Raw genomic sequence first — 20,053 nt, forward strand, 5'->3', positions numbered from 1 at the left:
TGCAGATTTGTTTAATTAAAATAGCATTGCAGCACTTAAAAATGCCTGAGGAAAAGCAAGATCCTAAAGGGAAAAAATCTTCATTAATCGAAGATTTAGTGGCTTTTTATGACCGTATTCACAAATAAATACATAACTTACTCAATAGATTTTTATAAAAAGAGATAACGGTAACGAAATATAAGTAAATTTTTTGCCCTACTCTAGTGAGTGGGGTACTGTCATACTTAGCGTTGTCCCTTATTGATGGCGCGATACTTATACACCAGGGTAGTTTGTAATTAGAATTCAAAAAAGTGAAGAATACACTATGACAAATGCAAATCGTCCGATAATTAATCTCGACCTCGATCTGCTTAGAACCTTTGTAGCTGTTGCTGACTTGAATACTTTTGCCTCTGCTGCCGCAGCGGTTTGTCGCACTCAGTCAGCAGTTAGCCAACAAATGCAACGGTTAGAACAGTTAGTCGGTAAGGAGTTATTTGCCCGCCATGGGCGTAACAAATTATTGACTGAACATGGTCTCCAGTTACTTGGCTATGCCAGAAAAATTTTGCGTTTCAACGATGAAGCTTGTACGTCACTTATGTACAGCAATATAGAAGGGTCACTCATTATCGGCGCATCTGATGATACTGCCGATACGTTGTTGCCTTTCTTGCTGAACCGAGTGGCGACGCTATATCCTCGGCTAGCGATAGATGTGCGGGTAAAACGCAGTCCATTTATCGCTGATATGCTGAGTAATGGCGAAGTGGACCTGGCTATTACTACAGCCAAGGTCGACACTCATCCTCATGTGATCTTAAGGACATCACCTACGCTTTGGTACTGTTCCGCCGACTATCAGTTCCAGTCCGGTGAATCGGTACCGTTAGTGGTGATGGATGAGCCAAGTCCATTCCGCGATATGGCAATAGAAAACCTGACCAGAGCCGGTATTGCATGGCGAATCGCCTATGTAGCCTCTTCACTTTCTGCCATTCGTGCGGCAGTCAGGGCAGGGCTGGGTGTGACCGCCAGGCCAATAGAGATGATGAGTCCTGATTTACGCGTACTGGGTGAAACAGAAGGGCTACCTCGGTTGCCTGAAACACATTATGCATTATGTAAAGACAATCAGTGTGGCAACGAATTGGCTTTAGCCATTTTCGATGCCATGCAGACGGGCCACCAACATGGCTTGCAGTCTGGATCGGATTTAGTGCTGGATTCTGATTATTTAATAGACGAGAACAGTTGATCGTCTAACGTGACTAAAAAATCGTAAGCCCCTTATTTTAGGGGCTTTTTTTATTTATAACTTTTAAAAAAACAGTTTTCTACTGCTCCAGTTTAATTTCATGCTTAAAACGTCGTTTTATTTCATTTAGCGGTATATCTGCGTACTGGATCAGGGGGAATAAACCAGATAAAAATAGTGGTTAATATTTCTTCTCATTTTCTGCTATTTGTTTTTTATTAAAACAGTGTTCCATTATTTATTTTTTTTAAAAAACAACTTTTCATGCCGAATATTTATGAAATAACACTCAAAACGTGTTCTGGATCAAAAAAATACCCCTAGCTAGTGAGTGGAAGAACCGGTTATTCCTGAGACAATGGTATAGTTAAAGCGAAGTTTCCACGTTGGGTTATAGGTGTATGTTCTGACTTAACAAATTACTGACTCGATTTAGCTTTATACTTCGCACCAAATGTTAAGTAAGATCGTGCGTTTGTAAATTAATCTGTAGTTACTTTTGTCAAAGTTGACAAAAGGTTACTGAAAGGAGTAAAAAGCCCACAGTAAAACACTGGCTAAACAGTTGTAAAGACAGTGTGTTTCGTGTGGTTTTTATCCTTCCCTTTGAATCGATGTGGTGCACTAACTGCCAACATAAGAGCAGGATGTCCGACGCCACTTTTGATGAGTAAGCAATGAGTATGTCAACAACCACTGAAGTTATCGCTCATCATTGGGCGTTCGCTGTATTTCTGATCGGCGCTATCGGGTTATGCGGCTTGATGCTATTGGGTGCGTTCTTTCTGGGTGGGAGAGCTCGGGCCCGCGCCAAAGATGTCCCCTATGAGTCCGGTATTGACTCGGTCGGCTCGGCGCGTATGCGTTTGTCCGCCAAGTTTTATCTGGTCGCCATGTTCTTCGTTATTTTCGATGTTGAAGCCCTGTACTTGTATGCGTGGTCAATCTCTATTCGTGAGAGTGGCTGGGTAGGCTTTATCGAAGCAACCATTTTCATTTTGGTGCTCTTGGCTGGTTTGGTTTATCTGGTGCGTATCGGCGCGCTGGATTGGACTCCTACGCGTTCTAATCGCCGAGTGAGCAAACCGAGCATAGTCAAATACGCCAGCAGTCCTCCACAAGATATACCTAACAGTCTTGGTGTTGCAGGTCGGCAGCAAGCGGGCGATAAATCGGTCACGATTTGAACCGCATGTATGCTAGCCCGTAGGGTGAGTCTCAACCATGAGGCTCATTAATCCCGATGAGCTGACTCAAGTCAGTGATTCGGGTGAGTGAAAGTAGCTAACAACCCTGCAGCTCTAAGTACAAAGGGTATAGTGGTCAATAAATACAGCGAGGCATTAACATGGACTATACGCTCACCCGCATAGACCCTAACGGTGAGAATGACCGTTACCCCCTGCAAACTCAGGAAACCGTCAGCGGCGATCCTCTCGAGCAACATGTCCACCGTAGTGTTTACATGGGTAAACTTGAGAACGCCATGCACGACATGGTGAACTGGGGGCGTAAGAACTCTCTTTGGCCGTATAACTTCGGTCTTTCCTGCTGTTATGTGGAGATGGTGACCTCGTTCACTGCCGTACATGATGTGGCACGTTTCGGTGCGGAAGTGCTGCGTGCTTCTCCGCGTCAGGCTGACTTCATGGTCGTGGCGGGCACTTGTTTTACCAAAATGGCCCCGGTTATTCAGCGCTTGTATGAACAAATGCTGGAACCCAAGTGGGTTATCTCCATGGGTGCCTGTGCTAACTCCGGCGGCATGTACGATATCTATTCCGTAGTACAAGGCGTGGATAAATTCCTACCGGTCGATGTGTATATTCCTGGCTGCCCACCGCGCCCTGAAGCTTATATGCAAGCACTGTTACTGCTACAAGAATCTATCGGTAAAGAGCGCCGTCCTCTCTCTTGGGTTGTAGGTGACCAAGGCGTTTACCGCGCCAATATGCAACCAGAAAGAGAACGTAAGCATGCTGAACGAATTGCAGTAACTAACCTGCGTACACCTGACGAGATCTAAGCTTGTTATTTTGGCAAAAATAACGGCTCAGGATCGCGGTGCGTAAGTGATTTGTTTTGGGAATGAATGATTTTCTTCCAGAACATGTGTGCGGCAAATGACCACAAAATGACACATTCAGTGTGGTGAAAAAACAGTGTGGTGAATAAATAATGACCGATTTAACGACGTCCGATAGCACTCAGCCTGCATGGCAGACCCGTGACCATCTCGATGATCCGGTGATTAGCGAGCTGTCGAACCGTTTTGGGCCTGAGGCCTTTGTTGTTCAAGCGACCCGTACCGGTATGCCCGTGGTATGGGTAAAGCGTGAGCAATTGCTGGAAGTAATGACGTTCCTGAGAAAACAACCGAAGCCGTATGTCATGCTGTTCGACTTGCATGGTGTCGATGAGCGTCTTCGCACTCACCGCCAGGGCTTCCCTGAAGCGGATTTTTCTGTTTTCTATCATCTGCTTTCCATCGAGCGTAACCGCGACATTATGCTGAAAGTGGCACTGTCTGAAAAAGACTTGCACGTGTCCACAGCGACTAAGATTTTCCCCAATGCTAACTGGTATGAGCGGGAAACTTGGGAAATGTTCGGTATTACCTTCGATGGTCACCCACATCTGACGCGCATCATGATGCCACAGACTTGGGAAGGGCACCCGCTGCGTAAAGATTATCCGGCGCGTGCTACCGAATTCGATCCCTTTGTGCTGACCAAGCAGAAAGAGGATCTGGAGATGGAATCTCTGACCTTCAAACCCGAAGATTGGGGGATGAAGCGAGGCACCGAAAACGAGGACTTTATGTTCCTTAACCTCGGTCCGAACCATCCTTCTTCACATGGTGCGTTCCGTATCGTGTTGCAGCTTGATGGTGAAGAGATTGTCGACTGCGTACCGGATGTGGGTTACCACCACCGTGGTGCGGAGAAGATGGGTGAGCGCCAGTCCTGGCACAGCTACATCCCCTATACCGACCGTATCGAATATCTGGGTGGTTGTGTTAACGAAATGCCTTATGTGCTGGCAGTTGAAAAGCTGGCGGGTATTGAGGTTCCTGATCGCGTTAAAACCATCCGGGTAATGTTGTCTGAATTATTCCGTATCAACAGTCACTTACTGTATATCAGTACCTTTATTCAGGACGTAGGCGCAATGACGCCAGTGTTCTTCGCCTTTACCGATCGTCAGAAAGTGTATGACTTGGTTGAAGCGATTACCGGTTTCCGTATGCATCCGGCCTGGTTCCGTATTGGTGGTGTGGCGCATGATTTACCTCGCGGCTGGGAACGTTTGCTGCGTGACTTCCTTGACTGGATGCCAAAACGGCTCGATTCCTACGTCAAAGCGGCGTTGCAGAACAGTATCCTGAAAGGGCGTTCTATCGGCGTTGCTGCTTACAATTCCAAAGAAGCACTGGAATGGGGGGTGACCGGGGCTGGCCTGCGTGCCACCGGGGTTGAGTTTGACGTGCGTAAATGGCGTCCGTATTCCGGCTATGAAAACTTTGATTTTGAAGTTCCGGTCGGGAATAACGGCGACTGTTATGACCGCGTGATGCTGAAAGTGGAAGAGTTACGTCAAAGCCTGCGCATTCTGGAGCAATGTTATAAAAACATGCCAGAAGGGCCATTTAAGGCTGACCATCCACTGACGACGCCGCCGCCGAAAGAACGTACGCTGCAACATATCGAAACGCTGATTACCCACTTCCTGCAAGTTTCATGGGGTCCGGTAATGCCAGCTAACGAATCATTCCAAATGGTTGAAGCGACCAAAGGGATCAACAGCTACTATCTGACCAGTGACGGCAGCACTATGAGCTATCGCACCCGGATACGTACGCCAAGCTATGCCCATTTGCAGCAGATCCCCTCGGTTATCCGTGGCAGCCTGGTATCTGACCTGATCGTCTATCTGGGCAGTATCGATTTTGTAATGTCTGATGTGGACCGCTAATTATGAGCTACCAAAAAGAGACTCAGAATCATAACGAAAGCCAAAATGTGGTGGATCTGGCAGTCAATGCGGCTGAACCGGCGACCACAACTGAAGTTTTTGAGTTGAGTGCTGAAGAACGTGATGCTATCGAGCATGAAAAACACCATTACGAAGATGCCCGCGCCGCGTCGATCGAAGCACTGAAAATTGTGCAGAAACAACGTGGTTGGGTGCCGGATGGGGCGATTCACGCCATTGCTGAAGTGCTGGGTATCCCGGCCAGCGATGTCGAAGGTGTGGCCACATTCTACAGTCAGATCTTCCGTCAGCCGGTTGGGCGCCATGTGATCCGTTATTGTGACAGCGTGGTGTGCCACATCACCGGTTATCAAGGGATTCAGGCCGCGATTTCGAAGAAACTCAGTATTGAGCCGGGCCAGACCACGTTTGATGGCCGCTTTACGCTGCTGCCAACCTGCTGCTTGGGCAACTGTGATCGCGGTCCGACCATGATGATCGACGACGATACCCACAGCTATCTGAAACCTGAAGATATTGAGAAGTTACTGGAGCAATATCCATGACAACTAATTCGGGTTTTACCAAAGAGGTTATTCGCACGCCAGAAATGCATCCGCTGACCTGGCGTTTGCGCGATGACAAACAGCCGGTATGGCTGGATGAATATCGCAGCAAAAACGGCTACTTGGGTGCTGAAAAAGCGTTAAAAGGCATGGCAGCCCCTGATGTTGTCAATTTGGTAAAAGACGCTGGCCTGAAAGGGCGCGGCGGCGCAGGCTTTTCCACCGGTTTAAAGTGGAGCCTGATGCCAAAAGACGAAAGCATGAACATCCGCTATCTGCTGTGTAACGCCGATGAAATGGAGCCGGGTACCTATAAAGACCGTCTGCTAATGGAGCAATTGCCTCATCTGCTGGTGGAAGGGATGTTGATCAGTGCATTTGCGCTGAAAGCTTACCGCGGCTACATCTTCCTGCGTGGCGAATATATCGAAGCTGCCGTGCATTTGCGCCGTGCGATTAGCGAAGCAACCGAAGCCGGCTTGCTGGGCAAAAACATCATGGGCAGCGGTTTTGATTTTGAACTGATTGTTCATACCGGTGCTGGCCGTTATATCTGTGGTGAAGAAACCGCCCTGATTAACTCGCTGGAAGGCCGCCGCGCCAATCCACGTTCCAAGCCGCCTTTCCCCGCATCGTCCGGGGTATGGGGCAAACCGACTTGCGTCAATAACGTTGAAACCCTGTGTAACGTTCCGGCCATTCTTGAGCACGGCGTTGACTGGTATCAGGGGATCACGGCGGGTAAGAGTAACGATGCCGGTACCAAACTGATGGGCTTCTCTGGCCGGGTGAAAAACCCAGGTCTGTGGGAACTACCATTTGGTATTTCGGCGCGTGAAATTCTGGAAGATTACGCGGGTGGTATGCGCGATGGCTTGAAGTTCAAAGCCTGGCAGCCGGGTGGGGCAGGGACCGACTTCCTGACCGCTGATCATCTGGATTTACCGATGGACTTCGAGAATATTGCCAAAGCAGGTAGCCGGTTAGGCACTGCACTGGCGATGGCGGTAGACCATGAAATCGGTATGGTGCCGCTGGTGCGCAATCTGGAAGAGTTCTTTTCCCGTGAATCCTGCGGCTGGTGTACCCCTTGCCGCGATGGGTTGCCGTGGAGCGTGAAGATCTTGCGTGCATTGGAGCGCGGCGAAGGTCAGCCGGGCGACATTGAGACGCTGGAACAACTTTGCCGCTTCTTGGGGCCGGGTAAAACCTTCTGTGCTCACGCGCCGGGCGCGGTTGAACCACTACAAAGTGCTATCAAATATTTCCGCGAAGAATTCGAAGCCGGGATCGCAAGTAAAGACTATGGCAATACCCGAGCCATAGCCGGTATTCAACCGAACCTATTAAAAGCGCGCTGGTGATACTTTGGGTAATATATGAGATACGTTGAATGTAGCCTCTCAGTGTACCCAATAAGAAAGTTTTTATAATTAACGCTTGAAAAATAACCAAATAATTTGCGTGGCGGCAAGGCGGCAACGAAGAGAAACGCCGGGAGTTTAGTGAACTAAATGACCGGTGTGAACGACGGCAGCCAACACAGCAGCAGCGTAAAGAATGACGGTTATTTCAGGCCACTTGGAAGCATGCATATGGCTACGATACATGTAGACGGCAAAGAATACGACGTAAACGGGGCCGACAACCTGTTACAAGCTTGTCTCTCCCTGGGACTCGATATTCCTTACTTTTGCTGGCATCCGGCGCTGGGAAGCGTCGGTGCTTGCCGCCAATGTGCGGTAAAGCAATACCAAAACGCCGATGATACCCGTGGGCGTTTGGTCATGTCCTGTATGACCCCGGCCACCGATGGAACCTTTATTTCCATTGATGACGGCGAAGCCAAAGCGTTCCGTGAGAGTGTGGTTGAATGGTTGATGACTAACCACCCACACGATTGCCCGGTCTGTGAAGAAGGGGGTAACTGTCATCTGCAAGATATGACAGTGATGACCGGACACAGTTTCCGCCGCTATCGCTTCAGTAAACGTACTCATCAGAATCAGGATCTCGGTCCGTTCATCTCACATGAAATGAACCGCTGTATCGCCTGTTATCGTTGTGTGCGTTACTACAAAGATTACGCTGATGGCACCGATCTGGGTGTTTATGGCGCGCACGACAACGTCTACTTTGGTCGTACTGAGAGTGGCACGCTGGAAAGCGAGTTCTCAGGCAACCTGGTAGAAGTGTGCCCGACCGGGGTATTCACCGATAAAACCCATTCCGAACGTTATAACCGTAAATGGGATATGCAGTTTGCGCCAAGTATCTGCCAGCAGTGCAGTGTGGGGTGTAACACCAGCCCTGGCGAACGCTATGGTGAATTGCGCCGCATCGAGAACCGCTACAACGGCAGCGTCAACCACTACTTTTTGTGTGACCGTGGCCGCTTTGGCTATGGCTATGTCAACCTGAAAGACCGCCCACGTCAGCCACAACAATTGCGTGGTAATGACTGGATCCACCTGAATGCCGAACAGGCAATGCAGGGCGCGGCGGATATTCTACGTCAGGCGAAGAAAACCATCGGTATCGGTTCACCGCGTGCCAGCCTGGAAAGTAACTTTGCGTTACGCGAGCTGGTCGGTGCGGAAAACTTCTATACCGGCATTGCCGCGAGTGAACAACAACGCCTGCAATTGATGCTGAAAGTGCTGCAAGAAGGTGGGGTTTACACACCATCGCTGCGCGAGATTGAAAGCTATGATGCGGTGCTGATTCTGGGTGAAGATTTGACCCAGACTGGCGCACGTATCGCACTGTCTGTCCGTCAGGCGGTGAAAGGTAAAGCCCGTGAAATGGCCGCCGCACAGAAAGTGGCTGACTGGCAAATCGCGGCGATTATGAATATCGGTCAGCACGCTAAACATCCGCTGTTTATCACTAACGTTGATAACACCCGTATGGATGATATCGCGGCGTGGAACTACCGCGCACCGGTGGATGATCAGGCACGTTTAGGCTTTGCTATCGCTAACGCGCTGGATGCGTCGTCACCGGCGGTCACGGATCTGGACCCTGCGCTGAAAGGCAAAGTGGATATCATCGTGCAGGCTCTGGCGGGCGCGAAGAAACCACTGATCGTGACCGGCAGCAATGCAGGCAGCGAAGCCATCATTGCTGCGGCAGCTAACGTGGCAACCGCGCTGAAAAGCCGTGGCTCTGATGTGGGTATCACCTTTGTTGCCAGTGCAGCGAACAGCATCGGCTTGACCATGATTGGCGGCGGCTCACTGGATAGCGCGCTGGAATTGCTGACCCGTGGTGATGCTGACAGCGTTATCGTGATGGAGAACGACCTCTATCGCCATGCGGCGCAAGACAAAGTTGACGCCGCGCTGGAGCAAGCAGCCAACGTGATCGTGGTTGATCATCAACGCACCGCGATCATGGCAAAAGCAGACCTGATTCTGTCTGCCGCCAGCTTTGCTGAAAGCGACGGTACGCTGGTCAATCAGGAAGGCCGCGCTCAGCGTTTCTTCCAGGTTTACGATCCAACCTATTACGACGACCCGAAAAAACCGGAAAACAACAGCATCATGCTGGAAAGCTGGCGCTGGTTGCACTCCTTGCATTCAACTTATACCAGTCGCCATGTAGACTGGACGCAACTGGATCACGTGATTGCGGCTTGTGTTCGCGCATTACCACAGTTGGAAGGTATTGTTGAAGCGGCACCGGATGCGACCTTCCGTATTCGTGGTCAGAAACTGGCGCGTTCACCTATCCGTTACAGTGGCCGCACGGCTATGCGCGCGGATATCAGTGTGCATGAACCGCGTCAGCCACAGGATATCGACACGCCGTTCGCTTTCTCAATGGAAGGGAACAACAGCCCATTGGCCGATCGTCAGCAGATCCCATTTGCTTGGGCACCGGGCTGGAACTCACCGCAGGCATGGAACAAATTCCAGGCTGAAGTGGGGGGGAGCTTGCGCTTTGGTGATCCGGGTGTGCGCCTGATTGAAGCAGGTGAGGGGACGCTTGGTTACTTTGATTCAGTACCGACAGCCTTTACCGCTCAGACTGATGGCTGGCAGATTGCCCCTTACTACCATTTGTTTGGTAGTGAAGAGATGTCGCAGCGCTCAGATGTCATCCAGCAGCGCATGCCAGCACCTTATGTGATGGTCAATCCAGCCGATGCTGCAACGCTCGGGGTTAACCTCGGTACGCTGGTGGAATTCAACTGTGCCGGTCAGACATTGCGTCTGCCAGTGCGCCTGAGTGAAACCTTGGCTCGGGGTCAGGTCGGCTTGCCGCTTGGCTTACCGGGCATTCCGCCGATTATGGTGGGTGCGCGTGTTGAGAATCTGCGGGAGGCAGTATTATGAGCTGGTTTACCCCTGAATTGATTGAGATTTTAATCTCTGTCCTGAAAGCGGTAGTGATTCTGTTGGTGGTGGTGACCTGCGGCGCATTTATGAGCTTCGGCGAGCGCCGCCTGCTGGGCTTGTTCCAGAACCGTTACGGGCCAAACCGTGTCGGTTGGGGCGGGTCATTGCAGTTGGTTGCTGACATGATCAAAATGTTCTTCAAAGAGGACTGGGTTCCGCGCTTCTCCGACAAGGCTATCTTTACATTGGCCCCGGTGATTGCCTTTACCTCACTACTGCTCTCTTTCGCCATCGTCCCGGTCAGCCCGACCTGGGCGGTTGCGGATCTTAATATCGGTATTCTGTTCTTTCTGATGATGGCCGGGCTGACGGTATATGCCGTGCTGTTTGCCGGTTGGTCCAGTAATAACAAATATTCTCTGTTAGGGGCGATGCGTGCATCTGCGCAAACCCTGAGCTACGAAGTGTTCCTCGGCTTATCATTGATGGGCGTAGTCGCACAGGCGGGTTCGTTCAATATGCAGGATATTGTTAACTCTCAGGAACACGTCTGGAATGTGATTCCGCAATTCTTTGGTTTTCTGACCTTTGCCATTGCGGGTGTTGCAGTATGTCACCGTCATCCCTTTGACCAGCCAGAAGCTGAACAAGAGCTGGCCGATGGTTACCACATTGAATATTCCGGTATGAAATTCGGTCTGTTCTTCGTCGGTGAATATATCGGTATCGTGACCGTCTCTGCTCTGATAGTCACTCTGTTCTTCGGTGGTTGGCAAGGTCCGTTCCTGCCGCCATTTATCTGGTTTGCGCTGAAAACGGCTTTCTTCATGGTGATGTTCATTCTGATCCGTGCATCCTTGCCGCGCCCACGTTATGACCAAGTGATGTCATTCGGCTGGAAAGTTTGCCTGCCGTTGACCCTGCTGAATCTGCTGGCGACTGCCGCGGTCATTTTGTACAACGCTCAATAAGGGGTGAATGAACCATGACGTTGAAAGAGTTAGTGGTTGGTTTCGGCACCCAAGTGCGCAGCCTGTGGATGATTGGCCTTCATGCCTTCCACAAGCGTGAAACCCAAATGTATCCTGAAGAGCCGGTTTACCTGCCGCCGCGCTACCGTGGTCGTATCGTGTTAACGCGTGACCCTGACGGTGAAGAGCGCTGCGTTGCTTGTAATCTGTGTGCTGTTGCTTGTCCGGTTGGCTGTATCTCATTACAGAAAGCTGAGCACAAAGATGGCCGCTGGTATCCTGAGTTCTTCCGTATCAACTTCTCCCGCTGCATTTTCTGTGGTTTGTGTGAAGAGGCTTGCCCAACAACTGCTATCCAGCTAACGCCGGATTTCGAAATGGGTGAATTTAAGCGTCAGGATCTGGTGTATGAGAAAGAAGACTTGTTGATCTCCGGCCCGGGTAAATATCCTGAATATAACTTCTACCGGATGTCCGGTATGGCAGTAGACGGCAAGCAGAAAGGCGAAGCCGAAAACGAAGCCAAACCGATTGACGTTAAAGGTCTGATGCCTTAGGAGCCGCTTTCCATGGAATTTGCATTTTATATTGCAGCATTGGTGGCAGTGGTGGCGACTATTCGCGTCATCACTCACACCAACCCGGTACATGCTCTGCTGTACCTGATTATCTCTTTACTGGCTATCTCGGCGGTATTTTTCTCGCTGGGTGCTTATTTCGCCGGTGCGCTGGAAATCATCGTCTACGCCGGGGCCATTATGGTGCTGTTCGTGTTCGTGGTGATGATGCTGAACTTGGGCAACGTCGAACAACAAGAGCGCGACTGGCTGAAACCGAGTTTGTGGATTGGCCCCGGCTTGCTAGCACTGGTGCTGCTGTCGGTACTGATTTATGCCATCAGTTCAGTGACTGATTCCGGTATTAGCGGTGAAATGGTCGATGCCAAAGCTGTGGGTATCAGCCTGTTTGGTCCTTATGTGCTGGCAGTTGAACTGGCGTCAATGTTGTTGCTGGCCGGTCTGGTGGTTGCCTTCCATATCGGGCGCGAACATAAGCCGGGTGACGTGATGGGCGCGAGCGACAGCGCGAAAAGAAAAACGGAGGAACAAGCATGATCCCTCTACAACATGGCCTGATTCTGGCGGCCATACTGTTTGTGCTAGGGCTGACGGGGTTGCTGATTCGTCGCAATCTGTTGTTTATGCTGATAAGCCTTGAAGTGATGATCAACGCAGCGGCGCTCGCCTTTGTTGTGGCGGGCAGTTATTGGGGTCAGGCTGACGGTCAGGTGATGTATATCCTGGCGATCACGCTGGCAGCAGCGGAGGCCAGTATTGGCTTGGCATTGCTGTTACAGCTATATCGTCGCCGTCATACTCTGAATATCGATACAGTCAGTGAGATGCGCGGATGAACCTATTATATTTAACAATTCTGCTGCCACTGCTGGGCTTCTTGCTGTTGGCATTCTCCCGTGGGCGCTGGTCTGAAAATACCTCAGCCACGGTCGGGGTGGGATCGATTGGCCTGACGGCGTTGGTCACACTGTATGTTGCAGTGGATTTTCTTAGCCAAAAGGCCACCGGTGTCCAAGTCTTTAACCAGACGTTGTGGAACTGGATGTCGGTTGGCACCTTCAACATTCCGTTGACCCTGACACTGGATGGCCTGTCGCTGACCATGTTGTCTGTGGTCACCGGCGTGGGTTTCCTGATTCATATGTATGCCTCTTGGTATATGCGTGGGGAGGAGGGTTATTCTCGTTTCTTCGCCTACACCAACTTGTTTATCGCCAGCATGGTGATTTTGGTGTTGGCAGATAACCTGATGCTGATGTATCTGGGTTGGGAAGGGGTGGGTCTGTGCAGTTACCTGCTGATCGGTTTCTACTACACCAATCCTGCCAACGGCGCGGCGGCGATGAAAGCCTTTATCGTGACCCGCGTTGGTGACGTATTCCTCGCCATTGCCCTGTTCATCCTTTATCAAGAACTGGGTACGCTGAATATTCGCGAGCTGATGGTATTGGCACCGCAGAAACTGGAAATGGGCTCTACTGCCATTACCTGGGCGACGCTGATGTTGCTCGGTGGTGCGGTGGGTAAATCGGCACAGTTGCCGTTACAAACCTGGTTGGCCGATGCAATGGCAGGCCCAACCCCGGTCTCCGCGCTTATCCATGCGGCAACCATGGTGACTGCAGGTGTCTACCTGATTGCGCGTACCCACGGTTTGTTCCTGATGGCGCCTGAAGTGCTGCATTTAGTGGGTATTATCGGCGCGGTAACCCTAGTGCTGGCAGGCTTTGCCGCGCTGGTACAAACCGACATCAAGCGGGTGCTGGCTTATTCTACCATGAGCCAGATTGGCTACATGTTCCTGGCGCTGGGCGTTCAGGCGTGGGATGCGGCTATCTTCCACCTGATGACCCATGCCTTCTTTAAAGCGTTACTGTTCCTCTCTTCGGGTTCAGTGATTCTGGCCTGTCACCACGAGCAGAATATTTTCAAAATGGGTGGTCTGCGCAAGACGATCCCATTGGTTTATATCTGCTTCCTGGTAGGTGGCGCGGCATTGGCTGCACTGCCAGTGGTTACCGCAGGCTTCTACAGTAAAGACGAAATTCTGTGGGGTGCATTGGCCAGTGGCCATATCAATCTGATGGTCGCCGGGCTGGTTGGGGCATTCCTCACCGCGCTGTATACCTTCCGTATGATTTTCATTGTGTTCCACGGCGAGCCAAAAACCAAAGCGCATCCGGTTAAAGGGGTAGCTCACAGCCTGCCGCTGATTGTGTTGCTGGTGCTGTCGACTTTCGTCGGCGCGCTGATAACACCACCGCTGGCGGGTGTGTTGCCAGAGCTTCACTTCGGTGAAGAGGGTAAAATGCCACTGGAAATCTTCTCCGGCGTGTTAGTGGTTATCGGGATTGCACTGGCTGCGGCACTCTATCTGGGCAAGCGTCAGTTGGTCAACAGCATCGCGCAAAGTGCGCCGGGCCGCTTCTTTACGGTCTGGTGGTTCCATGCGTGGGGCTTCGACTGGCTGTACCACAATGTGTTTGTCCGCCCGTATTTGTGGATTGCAAGGCTATTGCAGCGTGATCCGCTGAACTCACTGATGAATACCCCGGCGATACTTTCGCGCTGGAGTAATCGCGGTTTGACGCTCAGTGAAAATGGACAGGTGCGTTGGTATGTCGCGTCTATGGGTTTGGGTGCAGTCGTCGTACTGGCTCTGTTGCTTTTCGTTTAATTAGGGACACAAAACGCCATGCTATTACCTTGGCTAATTCTTCTCCCCTTTATCGGCGGCCTGCTGTCTTGGCAGTGTGAGCGCTTCGGTACTAAGGTACCGCGTTGGATAGCGCTATTCGCGATGGGGCTGACATTAGTGCTCTCCTTGCTGTTGTGGGGGCAGGGCAACTATTCACTGGTTAACCCAGCGGGTATCCCGCAGTGGCAATCAGAGTTCATCTTGCCGTGGATCCCACGGTTTGGTATTGAATTCCATCTGGCGCTGGATGGGTTATCACTGCTGATGGTGGTGCTAACCGGCCTGCTAGGTGTGCTGGCTATCCTTTGTTCGTGGCGTGAAATTCAGCGCAATCAGGGCTTCTTCTACCTGAATCTGTTGTGGATTCTGGGTGGGGTTATCGGCGTGTTCCTCGCCATCGACATGTTCCTGTTCTTCTTCTTCTGGGAAATGATGTTGGTGCCGATGTACTTCCTGATTGCCTTGTGGGGTCACAAAGCATCAGACGGTAAAACCCGTATCGCGGCAGCAACCAAGTTCTTCATCTATACCCAGGCCAGCGGTCTTATTATGTTGATTGCCATTTTGGGGTTGGTGTTTGTGCACTACAACGCCACCGGTATCTGGACCTTCAACTACGAAGATCTGTTGAAGACGCCGATGTCCCACAATGTGGAATATCTGCTGATGCTGGGCTTCTTTATCGCCTTTGCGGTAAAAATGCCGGTTGTGCCACTGCACGGCTGGTTGCCAGATGCACACAGTCAGGCACCCACCGCAGGTTCTGTTGACCTGGCGGGGATTTTGCTGAAAACCGCAGCTTATGGTTTGCTGCGCTTTAGTCTGCCGCTGTTCCCGAACGCCTCTCATGAGTTTGCACCTATCGCCATGTGGTTAGGTGTCATCGGTATCTTCTACGGTGCGTGGATGGCCTTCTGCCAGACTGATATCAAACGCCTGATTGCTTATACCAGCGTGTCGCACATGGGCTTTGTATTGATTGCCATCTATACCGGCAGCCAACTGGCTTATCAAGGTGCGGTTATCCAGATGATTGCCCACGGCTTGTCTGCCGCCGGTATGTTCATCATCTGTGGTCAGTTGTATGAGCGCCTGCATACCCGTGACATGCGTCAGATGGGCGGCCTGTGGGGCCGAATCAAATACTTGCCTGCACTATCGCTGTTCTTCGCGGTAGCGACACTGGGGATGCCGGGCACCGGTAACTTCGTCGGCGAGTTTATGATCCTGTTTGGCAGCTTCCAGGTGGTTCCGGTGATTACCGTGATCTCTACCTTTGGTCTGGTCTTTGCTTCGGTTTATTCGCTTATCATGATGCAGCGTGCTTATTATGGTGCGCCAAAATCACAAGAAGCGTTACCGGGCATGAGCGCAAGGGAACTATCCATCATCCTGCTGTTAGTGGTGTTATTAGTGTTGCTGGGGGTTTACCCGCAGCCGATTCTTGATACCTCCCATGCTGCGATGAGTAATGTACAGCAGTGGTTCAATGCTTCATCTATTACAACTACAAGGCCGTAATTCGCCATGACAATAACTCCTCAACAACTGATCGCAATGCTACCGCTGTTGATCGTCGGATTGACGGTGGTGGTTGTGATGCTCTCCATTGCGTGGCGACGCGATCACTTTATTAACGCCACCCTGACGGTCATCGGGCTTAACCTGGCGCTGCTGTCACTCTATTTTGTCGGCCAGGTCGGGCCGATGGATGTCACGCCGCTGATGCGGATTGACGGCTATGCGATGTTCTATACCGGGCTGGTGATTGTTGCCAGCCTGGCAACCAGCACCTTTGCTTATCCTTGGTTGAATGGCTATCCAGATAACCGCGAAGAGTTCTACCTGTTGGTGCTGATTGCCACCATGGGCGGCATTCTGTTAGCCAGTGCCAACCATCTGGCGTCGCTGTTCCTGGGTATTGAGCTTATCTCCCTGCCGCTGTTTGGCCTGATTGGTTATGCCTATCGCCAGAAGCGTTCACTGGAAGCTAGTATCAAATACATGCTGCTGTCTGCGGCGGCATCGTCATTCCTGTTGTTCGGGATGGCGCTGCTGTATGCTGAGTCTGGCAGTTTGTCTTTCGCCGGTCTGGGCAAGAGCCTAAGTGACTCCGCTATCCACCAGCCGTTGATTCTGGCGGGCCTCGGGATGATGATTGTTGGTCTTGGCTTTAAGTTGTCGCTGGTGCCGTTCCAACTGTGGACGCCGGATGTGTATCAGGGTGCTCCCGCTCCGGTATCTACCTTCCTGGCGACCGCCAGTAAGATTGCCATCTTTGCGGTAGTCATGCGCTTGTTCCTGTACGCGCCGGCCGCCGACAGTGAAGCGGTGCGTTTGGTGCTCTCCTTGATTGCGGTGGCATCAATACTGTTCGGTAACTTAATGGCTATCAGCCAGACCAACATCAAGCGTCTGCTGGGTTACTCTTCTATCGCGCACCTTGGCTACTTGCTGATTGCGCTGGTGGCGGTGCAGACCCATCAGTTGGCACTGGAAACCGTCGGTGTTTATCTGGCCGGTTACCTGTTCAGCAGCTTGGGTGCGTTCGGTGTGGTTAGCTTGATGTCTAGCCCGTATAAAGGCCCGGATGCAGAATCGCTGTTCTCTTATCGTGGTCTGTTCTGGCATAAACCGATTCTGTCGGCGGTGATGACCGTAATGATGCTATCACTGGCCGGTATCCCAATGACGTTGGGCTTTATCGGTAAGTTCTTTGTGGTCGCAATGGGTGTCAGCGCCAACCTGTGGTGGTTGACCGGTGCGGTGGTCTTAGGCAGTGCCATCGGCCTGTACTACTATCTGCGTGTGACGGTGAGCCTGTTCCTCAGCGCGCCGGAAACACTGGTGCGTGACACACCAAGCAACTGGGCATTGACTGCTGGCGGTGTGGTGGTGCTGATTTCTGCGATTTTGGTGCTGTTCCTGGGTATTTACCCGCAGCCGTTGATCTCGCTGGTTCAGATGGCTCAGCCACTGATGTAATTGATTGTTAAGCCTGTTCCCAAACCCCCTGTTAGCCGAAACGCGCAGGGGGTTTTGTTTTTTTACCCGGTGCTGAAATTAATGTTATTTAAGGTGGGGGTGGGGTAAAACATGGAGCGGTGAACACATTTTTTTGAGATATCTTTATCAGTGATTATTTCACTCTATTCTTAAGGATATTTATGTTGTGCTGTATACCTTCACCTCCATCAATTAATGATAATAACTCTTATACAAAATATGATTCTATGGATGATTTTTTATCGCTATCAGATGAAATAGTTCCAACGGCCGGTTTTTTTAAAGATAAAGAAACAATCAACTTCTTGCTTGATAGGGCGAAGGGAGATGAAAAATTCAATATGGCGATGATAGAAAATGCATATTTAATTACAAATAAAAATGATACATATATGAGAAACCCTTATGTTGACTTAATCGACAAGGTTAACATTTCTGCAATTAACTCTTTGAATATTTTGCAGAAAAAAATAGATGAAGGCAGTGATATTTATATTAAAGCTGGCGAATTGCTCAATAAAGTCATCATTAATCATTTCATTGGCACAGCATCTGACTTAAAAATAGATGATATCAATATTGATAATTGGGTAAATAGAAACCCGCTAACTAAAGCGCTGAAGTTTTGTATTAAAGATAATCATGGGCAGGCTGATATTAATGCGGTTATCTCAGAGAGAGTCATTCAGTACTATCAATCTATAAAAAACGGAGTGTCTTTTTTAGATTGCGACCCTGAGGTACTTACTAATAGACTGCTTTTCAATATTTTTAATTTCCAAACACAAATAACACCATATGCTAATGAAAAGGGTTATTTTAGCGAATGGACCGCAAATGGTGATAAGCAAATTTTTAATAAACGCGCGTGTATCGCGCTTCCAAATTATGCATAGTGTTTATTGTGTGACTTTGATCACATTACAAATGTAATGATAACAACAATATTTATATTTTCGTGACAAAAATACGGAATATTGCTCATCAATTCAGGTAAACTGCTCGACTTTCACTCAATCGATATTGCTTTGATACTTTCGCGCAGGTAACACTGATGAACATTATTCTGATGATTGCCATTACCACCGGCATTCTCTCGGGTGTCTGGGGCTGGGTAGCGGTCAGTTTAGGGCTAATCAGTTGGGCTGGTTTCCTTGGCTGTACCGCCTATTTCGCTTGCCCACAAGGTGGTTTAAAAGGATTACTGATTACGCTGTTAACCTGCCTGAGCGGGGTGTTCTGGGCGATGATGATTATCCAGGGCAGTGCCTTGCAACCGGAATGGACCATCCTTGGGTATGTTTTAACAGGGCTTGTGGCGTTTTTGATGTGCATCCAGGCCTGCCAGCAGTGGTTATCATTTGTTCCAGGTACTTTTATCGGCGCTTGCGCTACTTTTGCCGGTAATGGTAATTGGAAGCTGGTGGTTGCTTCATTGTTAGTCGGGGTGGTATTTGGCTACGCTATGAAGAACAGCGGGTTGTGGTTGGCGGCGCGGCGGGGTCAAGGGAGGCGCTCCTTGGGAGCGCCGGTTGATATTGATTAGATGATCCGGTTCGGTTGATAGTCGTTCAGGTTATCGGTTCGGTTGATAGATACCGGATCAGGTTTCGGTTGATAGTCGTTCAGTTATCACCTTACCTCTATCGCCTCAACCGAGCAGGAGGGCTAGCCGGCCCTCCTGCACCTGCGGCTTGCGCGAAATATTACTGCTATTCGCAGTGCCCTCCGGCAGTCGTTGGCCTTATCGAGCCAGCGCGATTCGCTCCTGCTCAAGCGCGCTTTTCGCCGCCGTCCATGGCGGCTCACTCGGGCCATCGTCTTTGTCGGTAATATTCCTGATTGCGCTCAAGGTCAAAATCAAAACCTTGCTTTTAGGTTTTGACGTTTAAAGCACATTTGAGCTGCCGAGTGAAGAGTGTAGCAAGGGAAATCCGCCATGGACGGCGGATTTAGGCGTCACGCGGAGGGACCCGCGTAAAGCCGTCCCGCCAGCGAAATGATGAGTGAGGGGACCCGCGAAGTGGGCAAGCGATACGTGCGCTAGCGCAGGGGTTCCAAGGGGGTTACGCGCTTGTAACCCCTTTGGCGGTTGAGGCGCAGGAGGTCAAGTGAACACCGATCTCATGTCAACCGAACCGAAAATCTGGACGACTATCAACCGAAACCTGATCCGGTATCTATCAACCGAAATAATACCGAATCAGATAAGATGATTCGCCACTTTAACCACGATCTTACGAATCGGTGCGATGTCACCTAATGTTCCCATCGGGCGATGTAACTCGCCGGGGAACAGCAGGGCAATATCACCCGGCGCCAGTGTTAACAAGGTTTCGGTAGTAATACCTTCAAACAACCCATAATCCCGCTCGCTATCAAAATCCATCGTCGGGCGCTGGCCCTGTGTGGATGGCGACGCACCAATCACTTCACTACCTTCCAGCAAAATATGAATATCAATATAGTAACGGTGTAATTCAGGGGCTTGTTCATATAGTGGCTTGGTCGCGGCGATAATATGATTTAAGTAAATCTCACGCCCTTCGATTTCTTGCTCGCCCGCTGGCAGGTTAACCAAATCCATTTTGCAGATAGCCGCAAGGGTGCGGCGGATAACATCTGGATAGATTGGATTATTCGCCGCGCTTTTCAGTTCATCAAGTATCATAA

Annotated in this window: 17 protein-coding genes; 16 read left to right on the plus strand and 1 reads right to left on the minus strand. The window is 50.4% G+C overall.

Annotated elements, in window-relative coordinates; all coding sequences use genetic code 11:
• The first annotated feature begins 310 nt into the window (after positions 1-310).
• From rovM to V2A84_RS03835, 16 genes are all read left to right on the plus strand, one after another.
• The gene (gene rovM, locus V2A84_RS03760; RefSeq protein WP_083158258.1) at positions 311-1,243 is read left to right on the plus strand and encodes a virulence transcriptional regulator RovM; all 933 of its coding nucleotides are present in this window, start codon (positions 311-313) and stop codon (positions 1,241-1,243) included.
• Between the two features lie 677 nt (positions 1,244-1,920).
• A complete protein-coding gene (gene nuoA / locus V2A84_RS03765; protein ID WP_193784625.1) occupies positions 1,921-2,430 on the plus strand; it encodes an NADH-quinone oxidoreductase subunit NuoA in 510 nt (169 codons plus the stop codon).
• Positions 2,431-2,591: 161 nt separating this feature from the next.
• Entirely contained in the window at positions 2,592-3,269 is a 678-nt protein-coding gene (locus tag V2A84_RS03770) for a NuoB/complex I 20 kDa subunit family protein (RefSeq protein ID WP_002210278.1), read from the plus strand.
• Between the two features lie 152 nt (positions 3,270-3,421).
• The gene (nuoC, locus tag V2A84_RS03775) at positions 3,422-5,218 is read left to right on the plus strand and encodes an NADH-quinone oxidoreductase subunit C/D (protein ID WP_442848615.1); all 1,797 of its coding nucleotides are present in this window, start codon (positions 3,422-3,424) and stop codon (positions 5,216-5,218) included.
• Between the two features lie 2 nt (positions 5,219-5,220).
• Positions 5,221-5,784, plus strand: coding sequence for an NADH-quinone oxidoreductase subunit NuoE (nuoE, locus tag V2A84_RS03780; protein WP_227746524.1), 564 nt, complete (start codon positions 5,221-5,223; stop codon positions 5,782-5,784).
• Positions 5,781-7,148, plus strand: a complete 1,368-nt coding sequence (gene nuoF / locus V2A84_RS03785; RefSeq protein WP_050132658.1) for an NADH-quinone oxidoreductase subunit NuoF — start codon at positions 5,781-5,783, stop codon at positions 7,146-7,148. The genes nuoE and nuoF overlap by 4 nt, the downstream gene beginning before the upstream one ends.
• 231 nt (positions 7,149-7,379) lie before the next feature.
• Positions 7,380-10,124, plus strand: a complete 2,745-nt coding sequence (nuoG, locus tag V2A84_RS03790) for an NADH-quinone oxidoreductase subunit NuoG (RefSeq protein WP_083163534.1) — start codon at positions 7,380-7,382, stop codon at positions 10,122-10,124.
• Positions 10,121-11,098: an NADH-quinone oxidoreductase subunit NuoH gene (nuoH, locus tag V2A84_RS03795; RefSeq protein ID WP_049613037.1), complete on the plus strand. Its 978-nt coding sequence runs from the start codon at positions 10,121-10,123 to the stop codon at positions 11,096-11,098. Before nuoG ends, nuoH begins: the two co-directional genes overlap by 4 nt.
• A 14-nt stretch (positions 11,099-11,112) precedes the next feature.
• A complete protein-coding gene (nuoI, locus tag V2A84_RS03800) occupies positions 11,113-11,655 on the plus strand; it encodes an NADH-quinone oxidoreductase subunit NuoI (protein WP_005191305.1) in 543 nt (180 codons plus the stop codon).
• Positions 11,656-11,667: 12 nt separating this feature from the next.
• Positions 11,668-12,213, plus strand: a complete 546-nt coding sequence (gene nuoJ, locus V2A84_RS03805) for an NADH-quinone oxidoreductase subunit J (RefSeq protein WP_083158260.1) — start codon at positions 11,668-11,670, stop codon at positions 12,211-12,213.
• The gene (gene nuoK, locus V2A84_RS03810) at positions 12,210-12,512 is read left to right on the plus strand and encodes an NADH-quinone oxidoreductase subunit NuoK (protein WP_032815102.1); all 303 of its coding nucleotides are present in this window, start codon (positions 12,210-12,212) and stop codon (positions 12,510-12,512) included. The genes nuoJ and nuoK overlap by 4 nt, the downstream gene beginning before the upstream one ends.
• Positions 12,509-14,353, plus strand: coding sequence for an NADH-quinone oxidoreductase subunit L (gene nuoL / locus V2A84_RS03815; protein WP_083158261.1), 1,845 nt, complete (start codon positions 12,509-12,511; stop codon positions 14,351-14,353). Before nuoK ends, nuoL begins: the two co-directional genes overlap by 4 nt.
• Positions 14,354-14,371: 18 nt before the next feature.
• The gene (gene nuoM / locus V2A84_RS03820) at positions 14,372-15,895 is read left to right on the plus strand and encodes an NADH-quinone oxidoreductase subunit M (protein WP_083158262.1); all 1,524 of its coding nucleotides are present in this window, start codon (positions 14,372-14,374) and stop codon (positions 15,893-15,895) included.
• A 6-nt stretch (positions 15,896-15,901) separates the two neighbouring features.
• A complete protein-coding gene (gene nuoN / locus V2A84_RS03825) occupies positions 15,902-17,359 on the plus strand; it encodes an NADH-quinone oxidoreductase subunit NuoN (protein WP_083158263.1) in 1,458 nt (485 codons plus the stop codon).
• A gap of 248 nt (positions 17,360-17,607) precedes the next feature.
• A complete protein-coding gene (locus V2A84_RS03830; RefSeq protein ID WP_102970379.1) occupies positions 17,608-18,276 on the plus strand; it encodes a hypothetical protein in 669 nt (222 codons plus the stop codon).
• 158 nt (positions 18,277-18,434) lie between these two features.
• A complete protein-coding gene (locus V2A84_RS03835; protein ID WP_083158265.1) occupies positions 18,435-18,926 on the plus strand; it encodes a DUF1097 domain-containing protein in 492 nt (163 codons plus the stop codon).
• A 657-nt stretch (positions 18,927-19,583) separates the two neighbouring features.
• On the opposite strand, the gene V2A84_RS03840 is transcribed toward V2A84_RS03835, so the two are convergent.
• Positions 19,584-20,051: a YhcH/YjgK/YiaL family protein gene (locus V2A84_RS03840; RefSeq protein ID WP_083158266.1), complete on the minus strand. Its 468-nt coding sequence runs from the start codon at positions 20,049-20,051 to the stop codon at positions 19,584-19,586.
• Positions 20,052-20,053 lie beyond the last annotated feature (2 nt).

The organism is Yersinia sp. 2553 StPb PI (genome assembly GCF_052217105.1).
Classification (GTDB): Bacteria; Pseudomonadota; Gammaproteobacteria; order Enterobacterales; family Enterobacteriaceae; genus Yersinia; species Yersinia enterocolitica_E.

Coding starts and splice junctions, on each gene's coding strand:
- rovM (WP_083158258.1), top strand. CDS start 311: ATGACAAATGCAAATCGTCCGATAATTAATCTCGACCTCGATCTGCTT.
- nuoA (WP_193784625.1), top strand. CDS start 1,921: ATGAGTATGTCAACAACCACTGAAGTTATCGCTCATCATTGGGCGTTC.
- V2A84_RS03770 (WP_002210278.1), top strand. CDS start 2,592: ATGGACTATACGCTCACCCGCATAGACCCTAACGGTGAGAATGACCGT.
- nuoC (WP_442848615.1), top strand. CDS start 3,422: ATGACCGATTTAACGACGTCCGATAGCACTCAGCCTGCATGGCAGACC.
- nuoE (WP_227746524.1), top strand. CDS start 5,221: ATGAGCTACCAAAAAGAGACTCAGAATCATAACGAAAGCCAAAATGTG.
- nuoF (WP_050132658.1), top strand. CDS start 5,781: ATGACAACTAATTCGGGTTTTACCAAAGAGGTTATTCGCACGCCAGAA.
- nuoG (WP_083163534.1), top strand. CDS start 7,380: ATGGCTACGATACATGTAGACGGCAAAGAATACGACGTAAACGGGGCC.
- nuoH (WP_049613037.1), top strand. CDS start 10,121: ATGAGCTGGTTTACCCCTGAATTGATTGAGATTTTAATCTCTGTCCTG.
- nuoI (WP_005191305.1), top strand. CDS start 11,113: ATGACGTTGAAAGAGTTAGTGGTTGGTTTCGGCACCCAAGTGCGCAGC.
- nuoJ (WP_083158260.1), top strand. CDS start 11,668: ATGGAATTTGCATTTTATATTGCAGCATTGGTGGCAGTGGTGGCGACT.
- nuoK (WP_032815102.1), top strand. CDS start 12,210: ATGATCCCTCTACAACATGGCCTGATTCTGGCGGCCATACTGTTTGTG.
- nuoL (WP_083158261.1), top strand. CDS start 12,509: ATGAACCTATTATATTTAACAATTCTGCTGCCACTGCTGGGCTTCTTG.
- nuoM (WP_083158262.1), top strand. CDS start 14,372: ATGCTATTACCTTGGCTAATTCTTCTCCCCTTTATCGGCGGCCTGCTG.
- nuoN (WP_083158263.1), top strand. CDS start 15,902: ATGACAATAACTCCTCAACAACTGATCGCAATGCTACCGCTGTTGATC.
- V2A84_RS03830 (WP_102970379.1), top strand. CDS start 17,608: ATGGATGATTTTTTATCGCTATCAGATGAAATAGTTCCAACGGCCGGT.
- V2A84_RS03835 (WP_083158265.1), top strand. CDS start 18,435: ATGAACATTATTCTGATGATTGCCATTACCACCGGCATTCTCTCGGGT.
- V2A84_RS03840 (WP_083158266.1), bottom strand. CDS start 20,051: ATGATACTTGATGAACTGAAAAGCGCGGCGAATAATCCAATCTATCCA.